Source organism: Parasedimentitalea maritima, from assembly GCF_005771405.1.
GTDB classification, from domain to species: domain Bacteria; phylum Pseudomonadota; class Alphaproteobacteria; order Rhodobacterales; family Rhodobacteraceae; genus Parasedimentitalea; species Parasedimentitalea maritima.
The window spans coordinates 203,597-224,807 of sequence record NZ_VAUA01000002.1; the positions used below are offsets into that span (position 1 = coordinate 203,597).

Annotated in this window: 19 protein-coding genes; 2 read left to right on the plus strand and 17 right to left on the minus strand. The window is 55.8% G+C overall.

The window, feature by feature from the left end:
- Positions 1 to 40: 40 nt before the first annotated feature.
- The 6 genes from FEE96_RS04680 to ftsW are packed head-to-tail and all read right to left on the minus strand — an operon-like array spanning position 41 to position 4,520.
- Positions 41 to 319: a hypothetical protein gene (locus tag FEE96_RS04680; RefSeq protein WP_138161858.1), complete on the minus strand. Its 279-nt coding sequence runs from the start codon at positions 317 to 319 to the stop codon at positions 41 to 43.
- A gap of 8 nt (positions 320 to 327) precedes the next feature.
- Complete coding sequence (locus FEE96_RS04685; RefSeq protein ID WP_138161859.1) at positions 328 to 579, minus strand: DUF2484 family protein; 252 nt, start codon at positions 577 to 579, stop codon at positions 328 to 330.
- Entirely contained in the window at positions 576 to 833 is a 258-nt protein-coding gene (locus tag FEE96_RS04690) for a DUF2484 family protein (RefSeq protein ID WP_138161860.1), read from the minus strand. Before FEE96_RS04690 ends, FEE96_RS04685 begins: the two co-directional genes overlap by 4 nt.
- A 3-nt stretch (positions 834 to 836) precedes the next feature.
- Positions 837 to 2,234, minus strand: coding sequence for a UDP-N-acetylmuramate--L-alanine ligase (gene murC, locus FEE96_RS04695; protein WP_138161861.1), 1,398 nt, complete (start codon positions 2,232 to 2,234; stop codon positions 837 to 839).
- Positions 2,231 to 3,328 (minus strand): UDP-N-acetylglucosamine--N-acetylmuramyl-(pentapeptide) pyrophosphoryl-undecaprenol N-acetylglucosamine transferase, encoded by a 1,098-nt coding sequence (locus tag FEE96_RS04700; protein ID WP_138161862.1) that lies wholly within the window; start codon positions 3,326 to 3,328, stop codon positions 2,231 to 2,233. The genes murC and FEE96_RS04700 overlap by 4 nt, the downstream gene beginning before the upstream one ends.
- A gap of 22 nt (positions 3,329 to 3,350) precedes the next feature.
- Complete coding sequence (ftsW, locus tag FEE96_RS04705; protein WP_138161863.1) at positions 3,351 to 4,520, minus strand: putative lipid II flippase FtsW; 1,170 nt, start codon at positions 4,518 to 4,520, stop codon at positions 3,351 to 3,353.
- A gap of 131 nt (positions 4,521 to 4,651) precedes the next feature.
- On the opposite strand from ftsW, the gene FEE96_RS04710 reads away from it, so the two are divergent.
- Positions 4,652 to 5,833 (plus strand): BaiN/RdsA family NAD(P)/FAD-dependent oxidoreductase, encoded by a 1,182-nt coding sequence (locus FEE96_RS04710; protein ID WP_138161864.1) that lies wholly within the window; start codon positions 4,652 to 4,654, stop codon positions 5,831 to 5,833.
- A 17-nt stretch (positions 5,834 to 5,850) separates the two neighbouring features.
- Here FEE96_RS04710 and murD read toward each other — a convergent pair whose 3' ends face one another.
- The 10 genes from murD to FEE96_RS04760 all read right to left on the minus strand — a co-directional run bounded on the left by murD (position 5,851) and on the right by FEE96_RS04760 (position 17,624).
- On the minus strand, positions 5,851 to 7,248 hold the full coding sequence (murD, locus tag FEE96_RS04715) for a UDP-N-acetylmuramoyl-L-alanine--D-glutamate ligase (RefSeq protein WP_138161865.1): 1,398 nt from the start codon (positions 7,246 to 7,248) through the stop codon (positions 5,851 to 5,853).
- A 245-nt stretch (positions 7,249 to 7,493) separates the two neighbouring features.
- Positions 7,494 to 7,925 (minus strand): hypothetical protein, encoded by a 432-nt coding sequence (locus FEE96_RS04720; RefSeq protein WP_138161866.1) that lies wholly within the window; start codon positions 7,923 to 7,925, stop codon positions 7,494 to 7,496.
- Positions 7,926 to 8,171: 246 nt separating this feature from the next.
- Complete coding sequence (gene mraY / locus FEE96_RS04725) at positions 8,172 to 9,254, minus strand: phospho-N-acetylmuramoyl-pentapeptide-transferase (protein ID WP_138161867.1); 1,083 nt, start codon at positions 9,252 to 9,254, stop codon at positions 8,172 to 8,174.
- 18 nt (positions 9,255 to 9,272) lie between these two features.
- On the minus strand, positions 9,273 to 10,676 hold the full coding sequence (locus FEE96_RS04730; RefSeq protein ID WP_138161868.1) for a UDP-N-acetylmuramoyl-tripeptide--D-alanyl-D-alanine ligase: 1,404 nt from the start codon (positions 10,674 to 10,676) through the stop codon (positions 9,273 to 9,275).
- Positions 10,673 to 12,157 (minus strand): UDP-N-acetylmuramoyl-L-alanyl-D-glutamate--2,6-diaminopimelate ligase, encoded by a 1,485-nt coding sequence (locus FEE96_RS04735; RefSeq protein WP_138161869.1) that lies wholly within the window; start codon positions 12,155 to 12,157, stop codon positions 10,673 to 10,675. The genes FEE96_RS04730 and FEE96_RS04735 overlap by 4 nt, the downstream gene beginning before the upstream one ends.
- A gap of 14 nt (positions 12,158 to 12,171) precedes the next feature.
- Entirely contained in the window at positions 12,172 to 13,953 is a 1,782-nt protein-coding gene (locus tag FEE96_RS04740) for a peptidoglycan D,D-transpeptidase FtsI family protein (protein WP_138161870.1), read from the minus strand.
- Positions 13,950 to 14,303, minus strand: coding sequence for a cell division protein FtsL (gene ftsL / locus FEE96_RS04745; RefSeq protein ID WP_138161871.1), 354 nt, complete (start codon positions 14,301 to 14,303; stop codon positions 13,950 to 13,952). Before ftsL ends, FEE96_RS04740 begins: the two co-directional genes overlap by 4 nt.
- Positions 14,303 to 15,292: a 16S rRNA (cytosine(1402)-N(4))-methyltransferase RsmH gene (gene rsmH / locus FEE96_RS04750; RefSeq protein ID WP_138161872.1), complete on the minus strand. Its 990-nt coding sequence runs from the start codon at positions 15,290 to 15,292 to the stop codon at positions 14,303 to 14,305. Before rsmH ends, ftsL begins: the two co-directional genes overlap by 1 nt.
- Before the next feature lie 3 nt (positions 15,293 to 15,295).
- Complete coding sequence (mraZ, locus tag FEE96_RS04755; RefSeq protein ID WP_138161873.1) at positions 15,296 to 15,799, minus strand: division/cell wall cluster transcriptional repressor MraZ; 504 nt, start codon at positions 15,797 to 15,799, stop codon at positions 15,296 to 15,298.
- Between the two features lie 760 nt (positions 15,800 to 16,559).
- The gene (locus tag FEE96_RS04760) at positions 16,560 to 17,624 is read right to left on the minus strand and encodes an Mrp/NBP35 family ATP-binding protein (protein ID WP_138161874.1); all 1,065 of its coding nucleotides are present in this window, start codon (positions 17,622 to 17,624) and stop codon (positions 16,560 to 16,562) included.
- 294 nt (positions 17,625 to 17,918) lie between these two features.
- Between FEE96_RS04760 and FEE96_RS04765 the strand changes: the two genes are divergently transcribed.
- Entirely contained in the window at positions 17,919 to 18,137 is a 219-nt protein-coding gene (locus FEE96_RS04765) for a DUF1127 domain-containing protein (protein ID WP_138161875.1), read from the plus strand.
- Positions 18,138 to 18,655: 518 nt separating this feature from the next.
- Here FEE96_RS04765 and FEE96_RS04770 read toward each other — a convergent pair.
- The gene (locus FEE96_RS04770; RefSeq protein WP_138161876.1) at positions 18,656 to 21,082 is read right to left on the minus strand and encodes an ATP-dependent helicase; all 2,427 of its coding nucleotides are present in this window, start codon (positions 21,080 to 21,082) and stop codon (positions 18,656 to 18,658) included.
- Positions 21,083 to 21,211 lie beyond the last annotated feature (129 nt).

Genomic DNA, 21,211 nt, shown 5'->3' on the forward strand with positions numbered 1-21,211 from the left:
AACAACGCTACTTATCCGTTGGTCAGCACAGGTTGAGCCATCAGCTATTTCTGCCCGCTTTCCATCGCAGATGCAGCCACCCTGTAAGCCCACCCAGAACCAAGCCACCACCAAATGGCATCACGGCAATTAAGGCGAAAATCGCCAGAGTCAGTCCATCCCACCCCTCCAGTGTGCCAACATACCAGTGGATCGCCGCATACAGCCCCCCGGTCAGCACTATCAGAACAACGAGCACGCTATACAAGCGCCGCAATGACAGCATATGAGCCAGAACTGACGCGCCAAGCCCTACGAGAATCAAGACGAGCATTTCCATCGCTGCCTCTACCCGCGTCGCATCTGTCTGCGAAGCCAACGACCCAAGTAGATCACCGGCCAACGCAACACCGACATACCCGCCAGCAGAACCGCTAGCCCCCACCATGGACCGTTTTCATAGGTGACATAGCCTAACAAGGGAATTCCCAGCGCAGTTAACACATAGGCACGGCGCCAAAGATTATCGCGGCTTGGGATCATCGCCAGCACATTGGCCGCCAATGCCCAAATAGCAGCCAAAATCAACGACAGAGTCATTGAGGTACTCCTCTCAACCGACGCCAGTAATAGGCCAGCGGCTTACGAAACATCGAAAGGCATGCCGCCGTACCACCCAAAGCAGGTAGCCATCCGTGTTGCAGACCCAGAGCAATAATGATCGCGGGTGCGGCAATTAATAGGATGGTCCCCGGTACAATCTGCCAACGCATCGGCAAAAAAGCCACCGCCGTGGCGAGCAACGCCCAGATCACAGCGAGGGTGACAGAACTACTGAGCCCAGCCAATGCCATGTTTTACCCCTGAAGTCGTGCTGGCAGGCCATTTGCCCAAGCGCTGATCGTACCCGCACCTAAGCAGACAACCATATCACCGGGTTGGGCCTGCTCACGCACCAGCCGCTCCAGATCATCTTCGTCGATCAGCACCCGCGCGTGACGATGACCGTGGCGGATCAGTCCGGCCACCAGATCATCGCGTCCAGCACCGTCGATTGGGTCTTCGCCAGCAGCAAAGACCTCAGATATCGCAACAACGTCTGCCTCATTAAAACATGCACAAAAATCATCGAACAGGCTGGCCAATCGAGAGTAACGATGCGGTTGGTGCACTGCAATCACCCGACCTTCACAGGCCTGGCGCGCAGCTTTGAGCACCGCTGAAATCTCAACCGGGTGGTGACCATAGTCATCGATAATCGTTACACCATCAACCTCGCCCACCTTGGTAAAGCGACGATTGACGCCACCAAAATTGGCCAGCGCCTCGCGAATTTCATCGCCGCCCATGCCGAGATGCCGCGCCACGGCCACTGCCGCCAAAGCATTTGACACATTGTGGTCACCCGGCATTGGAAGCGAGCAGCCTTCGATCACCACATCTTCAGTCTGCAGGTGGATGTCAAAATGCGCCACCCCAGCTTTATAAGTCAGATCACTGGCCCGAACATCGGCTTGCGCGTTAAAGCCATAAGTCACGACACGGCGGTCGGTGATCCGGCCGACCAAAGCCTGCACTTCAGAGTGGTCGGTATTGCATACGGCGACGCCGTAAAACGGGATGTTACTGACGAAGTCATAGAACCCATCGCGCAGCGTATCAAAATCCCCCCAATGCTCCATGTGCTCAGGGTCGATATTGGTGACAACGGCGATAGTTGCGGGAAGACGGTTAAAGGTTCCGTCGCTCTCGTCTGCTTCGACCACCATCCATTCGCCAGCACCCACGCGCGCATTACTGCCATAGGCGTGAATGATGCCACCATTGACCACGGTCGGGTCGAATTTACCGGCCACCATCAATTCGGCCATCATAGTTGTGGTGGTGGTTTTGCCATGTGTCCCAGCAATCGCAATATTGGATTTCAACCGCATCAACTCAGCCAGCATTTCGGCACGTCGCACCACAGGCAGGCCGCGACGACGGGCTTCATCGAGTTCCGGATTGCCCGGTTTGATCGCCGAGGAGATCACCACAACCGCCGCTTCTGCCAAATTCTCAGCCTGCTGGCCAATGAACACATGCGCACCTAGGCGCGCCAAACGATCTGTAAGCTTGGAGGACTTCAAGTCCGAGCCCTGCACCACGTAACCTTGATTTAACAGAACCTCGGCAATGCCCGACATGCCAATACCGCCAATGCCGACAAAATGGATTGGACCAACGTCACCGGGAAGCTTGGTAGTGGGAGTCATGATTTATCCTTTTCCGCCAACTGTTCGACCAAAGCCACCAAACGCTCAGTGGCGTCGGGAACGCCGACGCTTAATGCTGCAGCCGACATTTGCAACGCTGCAGTGGGGTTGCTCAAAATGGAGGTAATTTGCTCGGTCAGAGATTGTAGATCAAGCTTGCTTTCCGGGATCACAATCGCACCACCAGCATCGATCAATCCACGGGCATTCGCTGTTTGGTGATCCCCCACAGCGGCCGCAAACGGGATCAGCACCGAAGGACGTCCTATCACAGAAATGTCCGCCAAAGAAGACGCCCCTGCACGCGAAATCACCAGCTGTGCTTCGCTCATCAGAGTTGGCACATCATGGAAGAAAGGCTGCACATCAGCATCAATGCCATGTTCGGCATAGAACGCTGTTACGCGCTCGCCGTCTTCATCCCGCGCCTGGTGTGACACGCGAAGATGCTGACGAATGCTTTCCGGTAAAGCTGAGATTGCGCCTGGCACGACATCACTCAGAACTCGGGCTCCTTGACTGCCTCCCATCACCAGGATCGACATCGGATAGTCCCCTGGCGGAATATAGGCAGCACCTGCTCGTTCCAGGACGGCGCCGCGCACAGGGTTCCCAACATGTTCACCCAGTACGTCGTCGGGCAGGTCTGTTGGCCAAACACCGCAGGCAACACCCGCAACACGTTTTGCAAACAGCTTATTCACCCGACCCAAGACGCCGTTTTGTTCATGGATCATACGCGGCAACCCCATGAGTGTCGCCGCCCCCAGCGCTGGAATCGAAGGATAGCCACCAAAGCCAATCACTGCGTCGGGCCGATCACGCCGCATTTGCATCACCATGTTCAGCACGCCGCCGACAATCTTTGGGCCGACCATAGCTTTGGCCAGCACCCCGCCACGGGCAAACGTTGCCGAAGAGACTTCCGTTATTTCTGTGGTGTGCGGAAAGCCGCCTGTGTACCGTGCGCCACGCGCATCCGTTGACAGTTTGACCCGCCATCCCCTCTTCAGCATCGCTTCCGCCAGGGCTTGTGCCGGGAACATATGCCCACCGGTTCCACCCGCTGCCATCAATAGCAGTTTCTGTCCCATCCGCCCCAGTATTCCCTAAATATTAGCCGCGTTCGTGTCCACGCAGCAGATCTGCAATTCCGCCCTGCGGACGCGAGCGGGTAAACGCGAGTAACATGCCCACTGCGATGCCGCCTGCAATCAGTGAAGAGCCGCCATAGCTGACAAACGGCAGCGTCATGCCCTTGGCTGGCAGCAACCGCACCGCCACCCCCATGTTGATCATCGCCTGAACACCAAACATACAAACCAGCCCGGTACCCGCCAATCGAATAAAGGTATCACGTTCGCGCATCAGCCGAAACAGCGAGCGCACAACAATAGTTGCATATAGCGATATCAGGATCAGCACCAAGACCAGCCCGTACTCCTCAGCTGCCACAGCAACAATAAAATCAGTATGCGCATCGGGAAGTGACCATTTCACCTGCCCCTCACCCACGCCAACACCAAACAACCCTCCTTCGCGGATTGCATCAGCGGCATAGCCCAGCTGGGTAGTTGGATCGACATCGGGGTTCAAAAAGCCATCAATACGACGGGCAAAGTGTTCGGAATTGGCGTAGGCAAACATACCACCCAACACGACAACTGCCGCCATTGCCACCAGCAGCACCATCGGCGCGCCAGCTACAAAATACATAACACCCCAGCCAAACAGCACCAGACAGGCCTGACCAAAGTCCGGCTGCATCGCCAGCATCAGGACCACCGTGACGCACAGGCCAAAAGACCACAACTTGCCCGGAGGACCATTGATATGCTGGCTGGCGGCAATCATCCAGGCCGCCACGACGACAAACCCGGGTTTTAGAAATTCAGATGGCTGCACCGACGCGAAGCCAAGGCTATACCAACGCACAGCGCCTTTGCCAAAATCGGTACCAAACACCGGCAGCATCGCCAGTGCCACAAAGGCACAGGCAAATCCAATAACTGCTAATCTGCGCACCAGAGTTGGCGACATCATCGACGTCATCACCATAGCCACCAGCGCAGCTGAACCAAACACAGCCTGGCGCTGCACATAGTGAAAATTGTCAAAGCCATTGCGCTCGGCCAGCGGGACCGAGGCCGCCAGCCCCAACAACAGACCAACAACAAACAGACCCAGAACACAGGACAGAGTCCATTTGTCCACAGTCCGCCACCATTTGGGAAGAGTCGGTTCACCCACATGCGTAGGAACCGCGCCATAGACCATCTCAGTCATGGGAATACCGCCAATCTGTGCCTCATCATCGCCCCGTTTTCGGGGTCTATCTTTCTTTCATACTCTGAAATGGCGAATCAGACCAGCCTCTTCCTCTTGCTTTTGGCGGGAATCCGCGCCATGGGCTGGCGATGTTGTATCAAACCCTCATACTTGGCGCCGGCGCAGCTGGCATGATGTGCGCGCGCTATTCAGGCCCTAGCACGCTTGTGATCGACCACGCTCGCAACCCCGGCGAGAAAATTCGCATTTCGGGTGGCGGTCGCTGCAACTTCACCAATATGTATGCCGAGGCCAAAAACTTCCTGTCCGCCAATCCGCACTTCTGCAAATCCGCATTGGCGCGGTACACCCAATGGGATTTCATCGAGTTGATGGATCAACATGGCATCGCGTGGCATGAGAAAACCCTGGGCCAATTGTTCTGCGATGGGTCGGCCAAACAAGTGGTCGCCATGTTGGCTGGTGAGCTGCAACGCGCTGGGGCCGAGATGTGGCTGCAGACCTCGGTAATCTCGGTTACGCGCGTTGAGCAAGGGTTTTCTGTCGCTCTGGATCGCGACGGTACACCGCAGACCGTGACCTGTCGCAATCTGGTACTGGCAACGGGCGGAAAGTCCATTCCCAAGATGGGTTCAACCGGTCTGGCCTATGACATCGCCCGGAAATTTGAGGTGCCCGTCATCGATACACGCCCAGGGTTGGTACCCTTCACCTTCGCTGAAGACCGCTTCAAACCGCTGGCAGGGATCGCCCTGCCCTCGCGGCTATCCAATGCGCGAACCTCGTTCGACGAAGCGTTGCTGTTCACCCATCGCGGATTGTCCGGGCCAGCGGTGCTGCAGCTGTCATCATATTGGCGTGAAGGTGAAGCGATCAACGTCAACCTGATCCCGGAACTGCCGCTGTATGAATTGTTGCGCGACCAACGCCAGGCCGAAGGCCGCCGAGATCTGACCACTGAAATGGCGCGTTTACTACCCGGGCGTCTTGTCGACCACTTAGCAAAAGAGCTGGATCTTCGGGGACGTCTTGCGGATCAATCCGACGCCGCCCTGCAAAAACTCTGCAACCAGTTGTCAAATTGGCAACTCACCCCGTCGGGAACCGAAGGCTATCGCACCGCCGAGGTCACACTGGGGGGGATCGATACGGACGCGCTATCTTCCAAAACTATGGAAGCCAAATCCGTGCCCGGCCTTTATGTCATCGGCGAGGCCGTGGACGTGACTGGCTGGTTGGGGGGCTTCAACTTTCAATGGGCCTGGTCATCAGGTCATGCGGCGGGCACGGCCATCGCCGACAGCTGCTAACTTCCAGGCCGCTTGCGTTAGTCCAACCGCGCCATCACTTCGGCAATGAAATCCTCACCGCGCTTTTCAAAGCTGTCGTACTGATCAAAACTTGCCGCAGCTGGGGCCAGCAACACCGTCTCGCCCTTTTGCGCATCCGCCATTGCACGTTCAACCGCCACGGCCATGGATCCGCAGACTTCAGTCTCCACATCCAGTTGCAACGCGAAATTCGCAGCTTCTCGACCAATTACATAGGCCTTCAGCACGGGCTTCGTGGCCCCCTTTAAAGCCTCCAGCCCGCCATCCTTCTCTAGCCCACCACAGATCCATCGGACCTTTTTAAATGCACTCAGCGCCTTAGCTGCGCTGTCGACGTTTGTGGCCTTGCTGTCGTTCACATAGCACACACCATCCTGATCAGCGATAATCTGACTGCGATGTGGCAAGCCGGGATAGGTTTCCAGCGCACCTTCAATCATCCGAGGCGCCAGACCCAACGTACGTGCCGCCGCATAGGCGGCGCAGGCGTTCTGGTGGTTGTGCGCACCGGGCAGGCCAGTCATATCACGCAGATCAATGGATCCCGCCTGACGGCCCTTGCGGTACTCGGACAAGAACCCTTTGCGGGCAAAGACATTCCAGCCTACGCCCGCCAGCTTGCGCCCTGCAGACACCCGGATCACCCGGTCATCGGCAGCCCCCATGGACATCTGACCAGCAAGAAATACGCCCTCCTCCTCGTCCACACCAATCACGGCACGATCCGGTCCACCCTCGGCGAACAGGCGCCGTTTGGCAGCGAAGTAGCCACCTAAACCACCGTGGCGATCTAGATGATCGGGACTAAGATTGGTGAATACCGCCACATCCGGCGTCAGCGACCGGGCCAGCTCGGTCTGGTAACTGGACAACTCCAGAACCACAACGCCGCCCTCTCCGGGAGGGTCAATATCCAGCACGCCGCGACCAATATTGCCGGCCATCTGCACCTCTTTGCCCGCACTTTCCAGGATGTGGTGCAGCAGCGCGACGGTGGTGGATTTACCGTTCGAACCGGTCACCGCCACCACCCGTGGCAGGGTTTCAAAATTGTCCCACTGAGGAGTGGCTATCGAGCGAAAGAAGAGACCGATATCATTGTCCACCGGCACACCAGCGTCGAGTGCTGCTCGCACCACCGGATTGGGCGTGGGGTAGAGATGCGGAATACCAGGGGAGACGATCAACGAGGCGACATCGTCAAACGCGCCTTGCTTGTGCAAATCACGGCAAGTAAATCCCTCGCCCTCAGCCGCCTCACGCGCGGCTGAGTTGTCGTCCCAGCAAATTGGCGTGGCATCCCCCGCGCGCAAAGCCCGTGCTGTTGCAAGGCCGGAGCGCCCCAACCCCAGAACCGCCACATTGGCCCCTGAAAATCCTTGTACCGGGATCATTGGCGCGCCCTTTCCTTAACCTTAGAATCCGGCGGCACAGTGCACCGGAGGTGTGGGAGATTGCAAGCGGGCTAGATGGGGCGGGTGACGAGGAAGGTTTCGAGGTTATCCCGCACCGTCACCCTGTTCGGGTGCTCTGCCCCGACGCCGCCTCAAAAACCACCAACGCCTCGCGATACAGCGGTTCAGCCTCTTTCTAGCCTCCCGTTTTCTCAGCACATTTTAGGCTGTACTTTGGCACGCTTTCATTTTGCGATAATGTGCAGTTGGTATTCTGGTCCATCTTCGCCATACAAAATCGCTCCATCGACCAAAATTAAATGCGGATCAGACAGCCTTTCGATTGCTGATCCTTGGTGTTTGAACTCCCACTTGCAATCTGGACATTTTGGGTTTTCGCCCGGCTTGAACCGTCCACCACAATCGCAGTTTGGCAAAGTTTCTGTGATTTTCTGAAGTTCGTCGTCGCCGCGTTTTTCCCAAATCAGTTTTTGATCGGATTGCCGGAAAATAGCGTTGTTGCAATCAGAACAATAAAAATGCGGTCCGAGGTCACTCATTCCCGATGACCTCCACGCCGGAACGGATTTTGTGCAGTTTGGGCATTCAAAGTCGCCCACATGTGGATTTTCTGCGGCGTGATACTCAACCTGCTTTAGTTCACTTTTTTTCTGCACGTGTAAGTCGCTCCTGATCAAGCCCTGTATTGAGTGTGGCAACTTTGATTGCTGTTTTCCAACTCAATTGCACACCACCCTAGCAGTTCACGGAAAAGTTGAAAGCTCAAGGTTCCCTCCTAGGGCAGCGCCTGACCTTGGGGAGGTGCAAAGCGCCTTCTCCGTTTTGCCGGAGGCAAACTTGCGGCTTGATGGGAAGGTCAGGCGCGGCCCGGCCTGACGGCCGGGCTAAACAGTGAAGTCTGACTACCGAACCTTCAGAGTGGCCAGACCTATCATCGCCAGGATCAGCGAGATGATCCAGAAGCGGATCACGATGGTCGGCTCAGCCCAACCCTTTTTCTCGTAGTGGTGGTGGATCGGTGCCATCAGGAACACCCGCTTGCCGGTGCGCTTGTAGTAGAGCACCTGAATAATCACCGACAACGCCTCGACCACGAACAACCCGCCGACAATGGCCAGCACCAGCTCGTGTTTGATGACCAGCGCGATGGCGCCCAGTGCACCACCAAGGGCCAGTGATCCGGTGTCCCCCATGAATACAGCCGCAGGCGGGGCATTGTACCACAAAAAGCCAAGGCCTCCGCCAAAGAGGGCAGCGGTAAAGATCAGGATCTCACCAGTGCCGGGGACATAATGCACGTCTAGGTATTCAGTGAAATCGACGCGACCCACCGCATAGGCGATGATACCCAGTGTGGTAGCGGCGATCATCACTGGCATGATGGCCAAGCCGTCCAGACCGTCAGTTAGGTTCACCGCATTGGCGGTACCCACGACAACACAGATCGAGAACGGCACGTAGAAGTATCCAAGATTGATCAGCGTGTCTTTGAACACAGGCATCGCCAGCTGGTTTTGCAAGGCTTCGGGGTGATAGGCCGAGGCCCATAACGCTGCAATTATTGCAATCAGGATCCCTAACAGCAGCCGAACCTTGCCCGGAACGCCAGCAGTGTTTTGTTTAGAGACTTTGGCATAGTCATCGGCAAACCCGATCAGGCCAAAGGAAAGCGTGACGAAAAGCACCAACCAGACAAAGGGATTATCCCAGCGCGCCCAGATCAAGGTGGAAGTGAGCAGCGCTCCAACGATCAACAACCCCCCCATGGTTGGAGTTCCGGCTTTGACAAAATGACCCTCGGGGCCGTCATCGCGGATCGGTTGGCCCTTACCCTGCTTCTTACGCAGCACATTGATCAGCGGCTTACCAAAGACAAAACCAAAGACCAGCGCTGTCAGGAATGCGCCGCCCGCGCGGAAGGTGATGTAGCGGAACAGGTTAAAAAAATCGCCGCCGTCTGATAGCCCGGTGAGCCAATAGAGCATATGAGGTAGTCCTGTTCGCTATTTTGAAGTGTCGGATTTAGGGTCGCCATGGCCCAATTTGCGGATGGCGTCAACAATCTTGGCCAGCGCAACGCTCAGAGATCCCTTGGCCAGCACAATATCGCCGCTTTGTATCTGATCCGTCAGATCCGCCACGACCTCCTCACTAGTGCCATACCAGGTGCCACGTTTGCTTTGAGGAAGTGCGGCGTGTAGCTGCTTCATCAGCGGCCCGACGCAATGGATCTGGTCGATTGTAGTGATCGCCTTCAGTTGGGCCAAAATGACATGAAGTGCCACTTCGTCCGGACCCAGTTCTTTCATATCGCCAAGATAGGCAATCCTACGTCCCTTGGTGGGTGTTGCTGCTAAGACGTCGAGAGCAGCCACCATTGAGGTCGGGTTGGCGTTATAGCTGTCATCCAGCAGGGTAATCTTGCCCGCACCTATTTGGATCTCTTCGCGTGCACCACGCCCTTTGACCGGTGACCACAGTGCCAAGCTGCTCAACGCCTTGTTCAGATCTGCGCCGACGGCAGAAATGCAAGCCAGTGCGCCCAGAGCGTTCATTGCAAAATGTGCGCCAAGCGATTGAATGTGCAGTTCAATGTCCCGCCCTAATGCCCTCGCATGGGCCAAGGTTTCCTCCCCTTGGATCTCAACCGAATTGAGCTTGAAGTCTTCGGAACTGGCGCCGAACCACTGCACAGCAACGCCGAGATCCGCCGCAGCTTTTCTCAAGACATCGGCCTCGACTATATCACCATTCAAAACAGCAACGCCGCCGGGCTCAAGCCCTTGCATTATTGAAGCTTTCTCGCGAGCAATTCCTGCAACATCCTCAAAGGCTTCCAGATGAACCGCTGCAACGGTTGTGATCATCGCCACATGTGGACGCGCCTGAACAGCAAGTGGCGCAATTTCACCGGGATGGTTCATGCCAATCTCGATCACGGCATACTGCGCTTCACGAGGCATCCGCGCCAATGTCAACGGCACACCCCAATGGTTGTTGTAGCTGGCCACAGCCGCATGAGTACGCCCCTGGTCAGACAAAATCCGTGCCAGCATTTCCTTGGTCGAGGTTTTGCCGACCGAGCCGGTGACAGCAATCACCTTTGCATCGCAACGCGCGCGCGCCGCACGCCCCAGCGCCTCAAGCCCGCTGAAGACATCATCGACTATCAGCAGTGGCGCATCGGCATCCACCCCATCAGGAATCTGTGAAACCAATGCCGCTCCGGCGCCGCTGGCCAATGCCTGCGCAACAAACTCGTGACCATCTCGCGCCGCTGTCAACGCAACAAACAGAGCACCGGGTTGCAATGTCCGTGTATCAATCGAGACCCCATCAACGCTCCAGTCACCCTGAGCCTGCCCGCCAGTCGCAGCGACTGCTTCTTGCATCGTCCACAGGCTCATACCAGCCCTCCATCCAGCGCTGCGACGGCCATGCTGGCCTGTTCAACATCATCAAAAGGCAAGATGTCATCGCCAACTATCTGACCGCTTTCGTGTCCCTTCCCACAAATCAGCAATGCATCTCCTGGTGCCAGTACATCGACGCCGCGTAAAATCGCTTCGGCGCGATCTCCCACTTCGATGGCCTCGAGTGCGCCACCTTTAACCGCCGCGCGGATTTCGGCTGGATCTTCACTGCGCGGGTTATCGTCAGTAACAATCACCACATCTGCGTTTTCCGCGGCCGCCTGCCCCATCAGAGGGCGCTTGGTTGCGTCCCGGTCGCCGCCTGCACCAACAATTGCAATCAAGCGCCCCAAAACATGCGGGCGCAGTGCCTTGAGCGCCGTTGCTATGGCATCCGGCGTATGGGCGAAGTCAACAAACACCGCAGCACCATTTCCTCGCGTTGCCGCCAACTGCATTCGACCACGTACAGTTTTCAAATGTGGAAGGGTCTCAAACACTCGTTCAGGCATTTCGCCCGAGGCAATCACCAAGCCACAGGCCAACAGGATGTTTTCTGCCTGAAACCCACCAATAAGGCTTAGCCGCGCCTGATAGGGTTTGTCATGCCAGCTAAACCGCATGTCCTGCCCCGAGGCATCAAACCGTTGCCCCATCAGGCTCAAATCTCCCAGACCGCGCCCAACTGTGATCACCTCTTGTCCCCGGGCGCCAGCAACTGCGCGCATTTCTGCGCCGCGAGGGTCATCGACATTGATCACTGCTACTCCATCATCAGCTAACACCCGACGGAACAGGCCTGCTTTGGCGGCAAAATAGGCTTCGAACGTATGGTGATAATCCAGATGGTCCTGACTAAAGTTGGTAAAACCTGCGGCTGCCAAACTCACGCCATCCAGACGGCGCTGGTCCAGCCCATGACTGGACGCCTCCATTGCGACATGTGTCACACCATGGCCCACTGCTTGCGACAGCGCATCGTGCAAAGTTACGGGGTCAGGTGTGGTATGGGCCAATGGGAAGCTCCAGGCCCCCTCGACACCTGTGGTACCCAGATTGACCGCCGCATGCCCCAGTTCCTCCCAGATCTGGCGGACAAAACTGGCCACTGAAGTTTTGCCATTGGTGCCGGTAACTGCCACAATCGTCTGGGGTTGTGCACCAAACCACAAAGCAGCGGCATAGGCTAAAGTTTGACGGGGATCTTCAACCACAATCAAAGCGATTGAACTGTTTTGCAGCGTGGCCTCAGCGATTTTGGCCCCATCTGTGTCGGTCAGAATCGCCACAGCGCCTCGGTCTACTGCCCCTGCAATAAACTTGGCGCCATGCACCACACTGCCGGGAAGCGCTGCGAACAGATAGCCTTCCTGCACTGCGCGGCTGTCGACCGTTACCCCTGTAATGACGGGATCAGCACCGCCTCGCGCGGTCAACCCTAGTTGGCCGAGGGTTTTCTCGGAGTTTCTGCTCATAGTGACCTCACCTGTCAGTTAGAGGTCAGGGTTATATCAGTCACTGACACAGGTTCAACTTGTGGGCGCAGCCCCAACAGGGGCGCGATGCGACCAATCATTTCGGCGGCCACAGGAACGGCAGTCCAACCCGCAGTGCGGCGTTCTTCACCGTAAGCAATGATTGAAGGCTCGTCCAAAGTCACGATCAGAACGTATTTTGGATCATGAGCTGGAAACATAGACGCAAACGTGGCGATAACCTTGTTGTCGTAGTACCCACCGCTTGGTTTTGGTTTGTCAGCTGTACCGGTTTTGCCACCAACCTGATATCCAGCAACCTCACCAAAACTGGCTGTTCCTTCGGTCACAACCTGCCGCAACATTCTGCGCGATGCGGCGGCTGAGTCTTCGGACATCACCCGTGGCCCAAGTTGTGGTCCGTTTTGCTTCAGAATGGTAGGGCTGACATAATGTCCGCCATTTGCAATGGCGGAATAGCCAGCTGCAAGGTGCATTGGACTTGTCGACAAGCCATGGCCGTAGGAGATGGTCATCGCTGACAATTCGGACCAGTTGGGCGGCAACAACGGCCGACCCCCACTCGCTTCAGAAATCTCAAATGGTGTTGCTTCCAACATACCCAACCGCGACAGGAAATCCCGCTGTCGTTCGGCACCGATCTGCTGCGCCAACCGGGCCGTGCCGATGTTTGATGATTTGATGATGATCCGCTCAACCGACAAGCTATTGCCATAGTTATGGAAATCGCGGATCGAGAACCGCCCCCAGCGCAATGGACCGCGGATATCAACAATTGTGCTGGCATTCACCAACCCCAGATCCATGGCCTGCGCAGCGGTGAAGATTTTGAAAGTCGACCCCAGTTCATAGACACCCTGCACCGACCGGTTGAACAATGGACTGTCAGACGGATCGCCTGAAACTGGTGGACGTGGACGTTCATTGGGATCAAAGTCAGGCAGGCTCACCACTGAGATAACTTCACCCGTGTGCACATCCATCAGGATCGAAGTGGCGCCTTTGGCATTCATTAAGCGCATGCCACCGTAAAGAACACGCTCAGCAGCAGCCTGAACGGTCAGGTCCAGAGAGAGCTCTAGCGGTTCTGCACCGTTCGCCGGGTCACGCAGATAGCTGTCAAACTGACGCTCCACACCCGCCACGCCGATAACTTCGGCAGCATCGACATCTTCTTTACCAAAACTTGCCCCGCCCAAAACATGTGCAGCCAGACTACCATTGGGATAGAGCCGCATTTCACGTGGTCCAAACAGCAGCCCCGGATCACCGATATCATGCACCGCTTGTTTCTGCTCAGGACTGATCTTTTTCTTAATCCAGACGAATTTACGCTTGCCGGTAAAATCCTTCAGAATACGCGCGTGGTCCAGATCCGGGAAGATCTGCGCCAGTGCGGTCGCCGAAGCTTCGGCATCGATCAATTGCTGCGGGTGGGCATAGAGCGAATAAGTATCGAAATTGGTCGCCAGAATGCGACCTTCGCGATCAACGATGTCAGCCCGTTGCGCCGCGATGGCGCTTCCTGAGGCGCTGGCCACTGGCTCGGTTGGTTCTGATGTTGCCATCATCCCCATGCGAAGACCAATCATTGCGTAGGCACAAATGAAGAATGCGCCCAACACCAGCAACCGGCCTTCAGAACGCTGTCTAGACTTCCCTTGTATCTCTGCATGACGCTGACGCAGGTTCTCTTTTTCGATATTGTCCGGGTTTTCACCTTTTGCGCGGGCGGCGAGGATACGAGCTAGCGGGCGGAGTGGAGTGCGGATCATGGCTTTGCCCCCTCAGCCGCCATAGTTGAAACATCAACACCATTGGTGATCGGCAACAGCGGCACTTGAGGATAGGCCACTTCGTCAACCCGGCCAAACTGATCGGGGCGCAGCGGCAACAACCCCAGTTGATCAAAGTTCAGCTCGGCCAGCTCTCTCAAGCGATCAGGCCGGTTGAGATAGGCCCATTCTGCCTTCAAAACCCCTAACCTGATCTGCGCCGAACCAATTTGGCGTTGCAGGCTGCGGGTCTCTTTCAGAACTTGCTGAGTGGTATAGTTTTCACGGTAGGCCCAAAAAGCCAAACCAAACACCGCCAGTGCGGACAAGATGTAAGCCAGAGTTTTCATCAGCGCGCCTCTTTTAGTTGCGGCATTCCTATCTCGCGGGGCTCAATTGGAGTGGCGGGGGCCTCGCTGCGCCGCCCAACCCGCAACCGCGACGAACGCGATCTGGGGTTCTCTTCCAACTCCTGGTCATCTGGTCCAACCGCCTTACGGGTGACCAATTCAAACTGAGTCGGGATTTCAACTGTTTCAGGGGCAAACCGATTGGCCCGCCCGGTTTTGCCAGCGCGGTGCTGAAAAAACCGTTTGACCATGCGATCTTCAATCGAATGAAACGTCACAACCGCCAACAAACCGCCGGGCTTTAGCGCCCGTTCAGCGGCCAGCAGACCCTGAAAAAGCTCTTCGTATTCGGCATTCACCGCAATACGAAGTCCTTGAAAACTGCGGGTAGCGGGATGTGATTTTCCGGGTTTTGACCGTGGTAGACATCCCTCAACAATTTTTGTCAGCTGTAGTGTGGTTGTGATCGGTTCCAATGTTCGTGCTTTGACGATTGCCTTCGCAATCCTGCGGCTGGCGCGTTCTTCACCAAAGTGGAACAAAATATCTGCCAGTTGAACTTCGGAAAGTTCCGCTACAAGATCTGCCGCCGAAGGCCCATCCTGTGACATCCGCATGTCCAACGGCCCGTCGCGCATAAAGGAAAAGCCACGCTCCGCAAGATCCAACTGCATTGATGAAACACCGAGATCCAACACCACGCCATCCAGATCATTGGCGTATTCATCCATCCGCGAGAAAACGCCTTGCTGCATCACCAGACGGTCACCATAGTCACCAGCCCAGCTTTGCGCCATTTTAAACGCCAGCGGATCGCGATCAACACCAATGACCTGCGAAGCACCTGCCTCCAGCAAGCCACGGGTATAACCGCCTGCACCAAAAGTTCCGTCCAGCCAGCGACCTGAAACCGGCGCGACGGCCGTTAACAGAGGGCGCAGCAATACGGGGATATGGGGGGCGGAACCGGAATTCTGGTCCGAAGTCATTGATCAAGCCCCTCCGGCGTCATCAAGAAACTGCATGATATCATAACCTTCCGGCAGCTCTTCCAGCCACTCGTCAGTTTGTGCCATTTCATCTTGCTCATAAGTATCCGGGTTCCAAATTTGGAAGGTATCACCCGCGGCAATAAAGAAAGCCTCGCCTTTAAGATCGATTTTGTTGCGCAGTTTTGCGGGCAAGACCAGTCGGCCCGTCTCATCAACTGTAGTTGGAAAGGAACGTCCGTGGAATAAGCGTTGCAATGCCTTTCGTGGCTTGGAGCCACGCGGCAAAGCATCAATCTTGGCATCGACTTCGTCGATCGCCTCCATCGTATAACATTCCAGAAAATTGCGGTCGTCATCGCCATATACGATGACCAGCTCGGGGTTGCTGCCAGACTGCCAGTTGGCATCACCAGATTCAAGCACACGACGAAACGAAGCCGGGATCGATACCCTGCCCTTCGCATCCACCTTATGGTGGCTTTCGCCCCTGAACCTGCGGCCCAAACTAACGTCCCTTCTGCTACGTTCCTCGCGTCTTATTAGTGCCCCAGTAATTAAAAACGGCGGGTTGATCTGCTGCCACTGATCAACCCGCCGCCTTGTCCCGCTTATGCGGGAGTGTCCGTTCGCGCGTGCCACCTGGGGGGATGTCTGCTTGCTCGCGCTCCGGATCTCTGTGTTCGATGAAAGTGAAGGCCTGTATGAAACCTGCTCTTTTATTGTTTTTCTGGGGTCGTTTTGGCGCCCCGTGCTCTTCCTCTCATTCGATGTAATAGGGGATACTATGGGACTTCATGGTCTGGCAACGCCTTTTTTCGGACACACCCGCCACATTTATTAACAAGATCTAAATTTCTTTTATTTTAGGGGTGTTTTTTCTGATCGTGCGCACAACACTTAGGATAAACACATCAACCATACACCAAATCTAGATCATGATAAAAATTCAAAAAAAGTCCCTCAATTTCCCAAAACTAATTCCCCGAATCTGCATTCTAATTATTGTTCACTTAATGTTCCAAGTTATCCCCAAGCAACCCACAGGTGAATGGAGTTACAATGCATCGAATCAAATTCGATTCGAGGAAATTTGTCAGATTCGCACCAAATCGCCGTTCTCCGCCCACGATTTCCCATCCGGCCCATGGTTTCCCAAACTGCAGGCACTTGCCTTGGCAAACTCGCCACCCTCGACACAAAAATGGCCCACCCAAATGGGCAGGCCACAACGATAAACTGGTTCATTGATAGATTTGGGTCAGGCTCAGGCCATACCACCCTTGACCAATCCTTCTGCAATACGCCCATAGAATTGGGCCATCACGCCCTCCCCTGCAGCAACCGGTGTGCCGCTGTCACCCGCCAAACGAGTCTCCAGATCGATTGGCAGCGCCCCCAACAAAGGCAACCCCATTTTCTCGGCCTCAGCGGCTACCCCCCCATGGCCAAAGATATGATGCTCACCACCGCAGTCTGGACAAGTAAAGAACGACATGTTTTCGATCAGCCCCAGCACCGGTGTTTTCAAAGTGCTGAACATGTCCATCGCTTTGCGGGCATCCAGCAACGCGACGTCCTGAGGAGTTGAAACCACAATAGCGCCTGAGAGCTCGGCCTTGGTACAAAGTGTCAACTGAACATCACCCGTTCCCGGCGGCAGATCAACAATCAACACATCTAACTCACCCCAGTTGACCTGACCCAGCATCTGCTGCAGCGCCCCCATCAGCATTGGTCCACGCCAGATTACCGCTTTATCTTCCGCTAGCAGAAACCCAATCGACATCAGCGTTACGCCATGCGCATGCAATGGCTCTATGGTCTTGCCGTCAGGACTGGCGGGGCGTCCCGAAGCCCCCATCATACGGGGTTGGCTTGGCCCGTAGATATCCGCGTCTAGCAGCCCAACCTTGCGACCCTTCCGAGCCAATGCCACCGCTAGGTTTGAGGCAACAGTAGACTTTCCAACCCCACCCTTCCCTGAGGCAACGGCAAGAATGCGCTTTACTCCCGCTGGCTTCATTGGCCCAGCCTGAGGCTTGGCATGACCGCCAATCTTGAGGCTGGGGGCCGGAGCCGCTGGCCCATGGGCTGTCAATGCCGCTGAAACGGCACTGACGCCATCCAGTTCCATTACAACGGCTTCGGCGGCGCGCCTCAAAGGTTCCATCAGCTTTGCTATTTCGGGGCTTGGAGCCTCAATCACAAAACTGACTTTATCTCCATCAATCCGCAGTGCCCGCAACATATCGCGTGAGATCAGGGTGCCCCCATCTGGCAACGTCAATTGTTCAAGTGCCGCCTGTATATCTGTTTGGGTTGTTGCCATTTTGGCCTCCTCTACCTTCTCCCCCCATATATGCACTGCTCACCCAAGCCAAAACCCCTCAGAATTAGGTGGATTGATTTAGAGCGCTCATTCAACATTCCTCGAAGACACCAACAGCCACCTTTCGCTCTCGCCATCACAGGTACCAAACGACAAAGATGGGCCGACCCATGCAATTGCTGCATAGCAGAAATGCTCAAGTAAGGGATTGTGCAGGCGCAGCAAATTCCTATTTTGCAATCAAGCAACGCCACAGTGGCACAGCAAAAGAATACACTAAGGACGAAGACAACCATGGCCGCAGTAGACAACATCAGCATTCAGAAACCTTCGCTGTTCTGCGCACCGGTCACATTGGTCGAGGCCGCATGGGGGCGCTTTACCCGCTACCGGCTATATCGCAAGACACTTAATGAGCTGTCGGCGCTTACACGACGCGAGCTGGCCGATCTGGGACTGAACCGTTCCATGCTGCAGCACGTGGCCTACACAGCCACATACGAGAACACCTAATAGAGATCAGGTCTTTTCTCCTCCCTTAAAGACCTGTCCTAAGCGGCGGCATCCTCCTCCTCCCTGATGTCGTCGCATTTTATACCGGCTCACAGCCGGATCCGAATACACCGGAGCTTCCTCCTCCCTGAGTTTCTGGTGTTGTATTGAACGGCGGTGCCTCCTCCCTGGCGCCGCCGTTTTTCTATCTTGTAGAGGTTCTCTCTAAATATCTGCCGCACGCGCTCTTACTGTCATGAGCCATGCATTTGGCAGGTGACCCGTGCGGTAACGAGAGCCTCAGGGCACGCGATATTCGGCTCTTCGAGGAATCTGAAAATTATCATTCCTGACTAACCAAGTGGTCAAACTTGCTTGATTTGGCTGGTCCTAGCGCTGTCCCTAGCTAGGTAATGACGAGATCGAAACTCAACCAAATTAGCAGGCAGGGTCAGTTCCCGTGCCGTTGTCCGCAAGGTGCTATAGAACTGCCGCGTTCAATCGTTCAGTCAAACGCGCAAAATTTGCGCGCATCTTCCTCAAAACGGAATATCATCGCTCGCCGAGACATACGCGGCCACGACTTTCTTCAGCCCGGCCTTGTCGAATTCAACTTCCAGCTTATCACCGTCAATTCCTGCAATCATCCCGTAGCCAAATTTCTGATGAAACACCCGGTCACCCAGCGTAAAACTGGACACGGCTTTGACGTCGATTATTTGATTCTTTGCCGGTTTGGGCTGCGCTGTCCCATATTGCCCTGCCCTGGATTGCATGCGCTTCCATCCCGGTGAATTATAACCATCCGCAAGCGCCACCTTCTCTTCGATGCTCGAACGTACCGGAGCCTCAGATGGCGCCGCAGCACCATATCCGCCACCATACAGCCCCGGAGGCGTCAGTACCTCGACATGCTCGTCAGGCAGTTCATCAATAAACCGCGATGGTAGTTGTGACTGCCACTGACCAAACACCCGCCTGTTACCAACAAAGGAAATTGTACAGACTTCCTCAGCCCGTGTAATCCCGACATAAGCTAGACGCCGTTCTTCCTCGAGACCCTTCAGCCCACTTTCGTCCATACTCCGCTGAGACGGGAACAATCCATCCTCCCAGCCCGGCAGGAACACCGCAGGGAACTCCAACCCCTTAGAGCCGTGCAGGGTCATGATGGATACCTTCTGCCCAGCATCATCGGATGCGTTGTCCATGATCAGGCTGACATGCTCCAGAAACCCCTGCAGGTTCTCGAAGTTTTCCAGCTGGCTGACCAATTCCTTGAGGTTCTCCAACCGGCCCGGCGAGTCCGGGTTTTTGTCGTTCTGCCACATGGTGGTGTAGCCAGACTCGTCCAGAATGATCTGCGCCAATTCATAGTGTGGCACATCGGGTTCGCCGAACCGCATTTGCGGCGCGCCGCCATCGTCGAGCACCGACTCATCGTCAATTTCAAGAACCGGACCAACCGTCATCGCGCTCCACCGGGCCAAATTGTCCAGCAATTGCCGCAACTGCCCAGCGCCCTTGCCTTTGATCAAGCCGTTTTCAACCGCCAAACGAGCGCCCTCGACCAATGACACACCGTTTTCACGTGCCGTCATCTGAATGGTCTGCTGTGCCTTGTCGCCCAGCCCACGTTTCGGCGTATTCACAATCCGCTCAAAGGCCAGCGCATCATCAGGGCTGGTCACAACGCGGAAATAGGCCATGGCATCGCGAATCTCGAGCCGTTCATAGAATCGCGGCCCACCAATCACGCGGTACGGCAACCCAATGGTCAGGAATCGGTCCTCGAACGCACGCATCTGATGTGAGGCGCGGACCAGAATTGCCATTTGATCGAGGTCCCGGGGCCCCTGCCCGCGAGTCCCGCGTTGCATCGCCTCGATCTCTTCACCGATCCAGCGCGCTTCTTCCTCGCCGTCCCAATGGCCGATCAGGCGAACCTTTTCACCGCCCTTTGCATCGGTCCACAGTTCTTTGCCCAAACGCCCTTGGTTACCGGCAATCACACCTGAAGCTGCTGCTAATATATGTTCGGTCGAGCGATAGTTCTGTTCCAGCCGCACCACCTTGGCACCGGGAAAATCCTTATCAAAGCGCAGAATGTTGCCGACTTCGGCGCCGCGCCAGCCATAGATCGACTGGTCATCATCACCGACGCAGCAGATGTTCTTGTGCCCACCCGCCAGCAGCCGCAGCCATAGGTACTGGGCGACGTTGGTATCCTGATACTCGTCGACCATGATAAAGCGGAACCAGCGTTGGTATTGTTCCAAGATATCCGGGTGGTTCTGGAAAATCGTCACCATGTGCAGTAGCAAATCACCAAAATCCACCGCGTTCAGCTCGATCAGGCGGCGCTGGTACTGCGCGTAGAGGTCTACACCCTTACCGTTATACGCCGAGGCATCTGCCACCGGCACCTTAGTTGGGATCAATGCGCGGTTTTTCCAGTCATCAATGATATTGGCCAGCTGTCGCGCAGGCCAGCGTTTGTCATCAATACCTTCGGCCCGGATCAGCTGTTTCAACAGCCGGATCACATCATCTGTATCCAAAATGGTGAAATTGTTTTTCAGCCCCACCAATTCCGCGTGACGGCGCAGCAGTTTGACGCAGATCGCGTGGAAGGTACCCAGCCAAGGCATGCCCTCGGCGGGTTGGCCCAGCATGCCGCCGACCCGTTCCTTCATTTCGCGCGCAGCCTTGTTGGTAAAAGTCACCGCCAGGATTTCGTTAGTGCGGGCGGTGCCAGTGGTTAGCAGATGCACAATCCGTGCAGTCAGTGCCTTGGTCTTACCGGTGCCTGCGCCCGCAAGCATCAACACGGGCCCTTGCAGACATTCCACAGCTTCACGCTGCGCCGGGTTCAGCGCATCAAGATAGGGTTGGGGCCGCGCCGCCATGGCACGAGAGGATAGCGAGGCGCCCTCAAAGGCGTCCATTTCATCAAAACTGCTCATGACCGTGACACTAGCGTGATTCCAATGGTTGGGAAAGAGGACGTTCCCACTATGTTCCCTGTTTTATTCACGCCCATTCCCAGTCATCAATTGTGTCTCCAGTCCCCTATGGGCACCACCACGCACCTG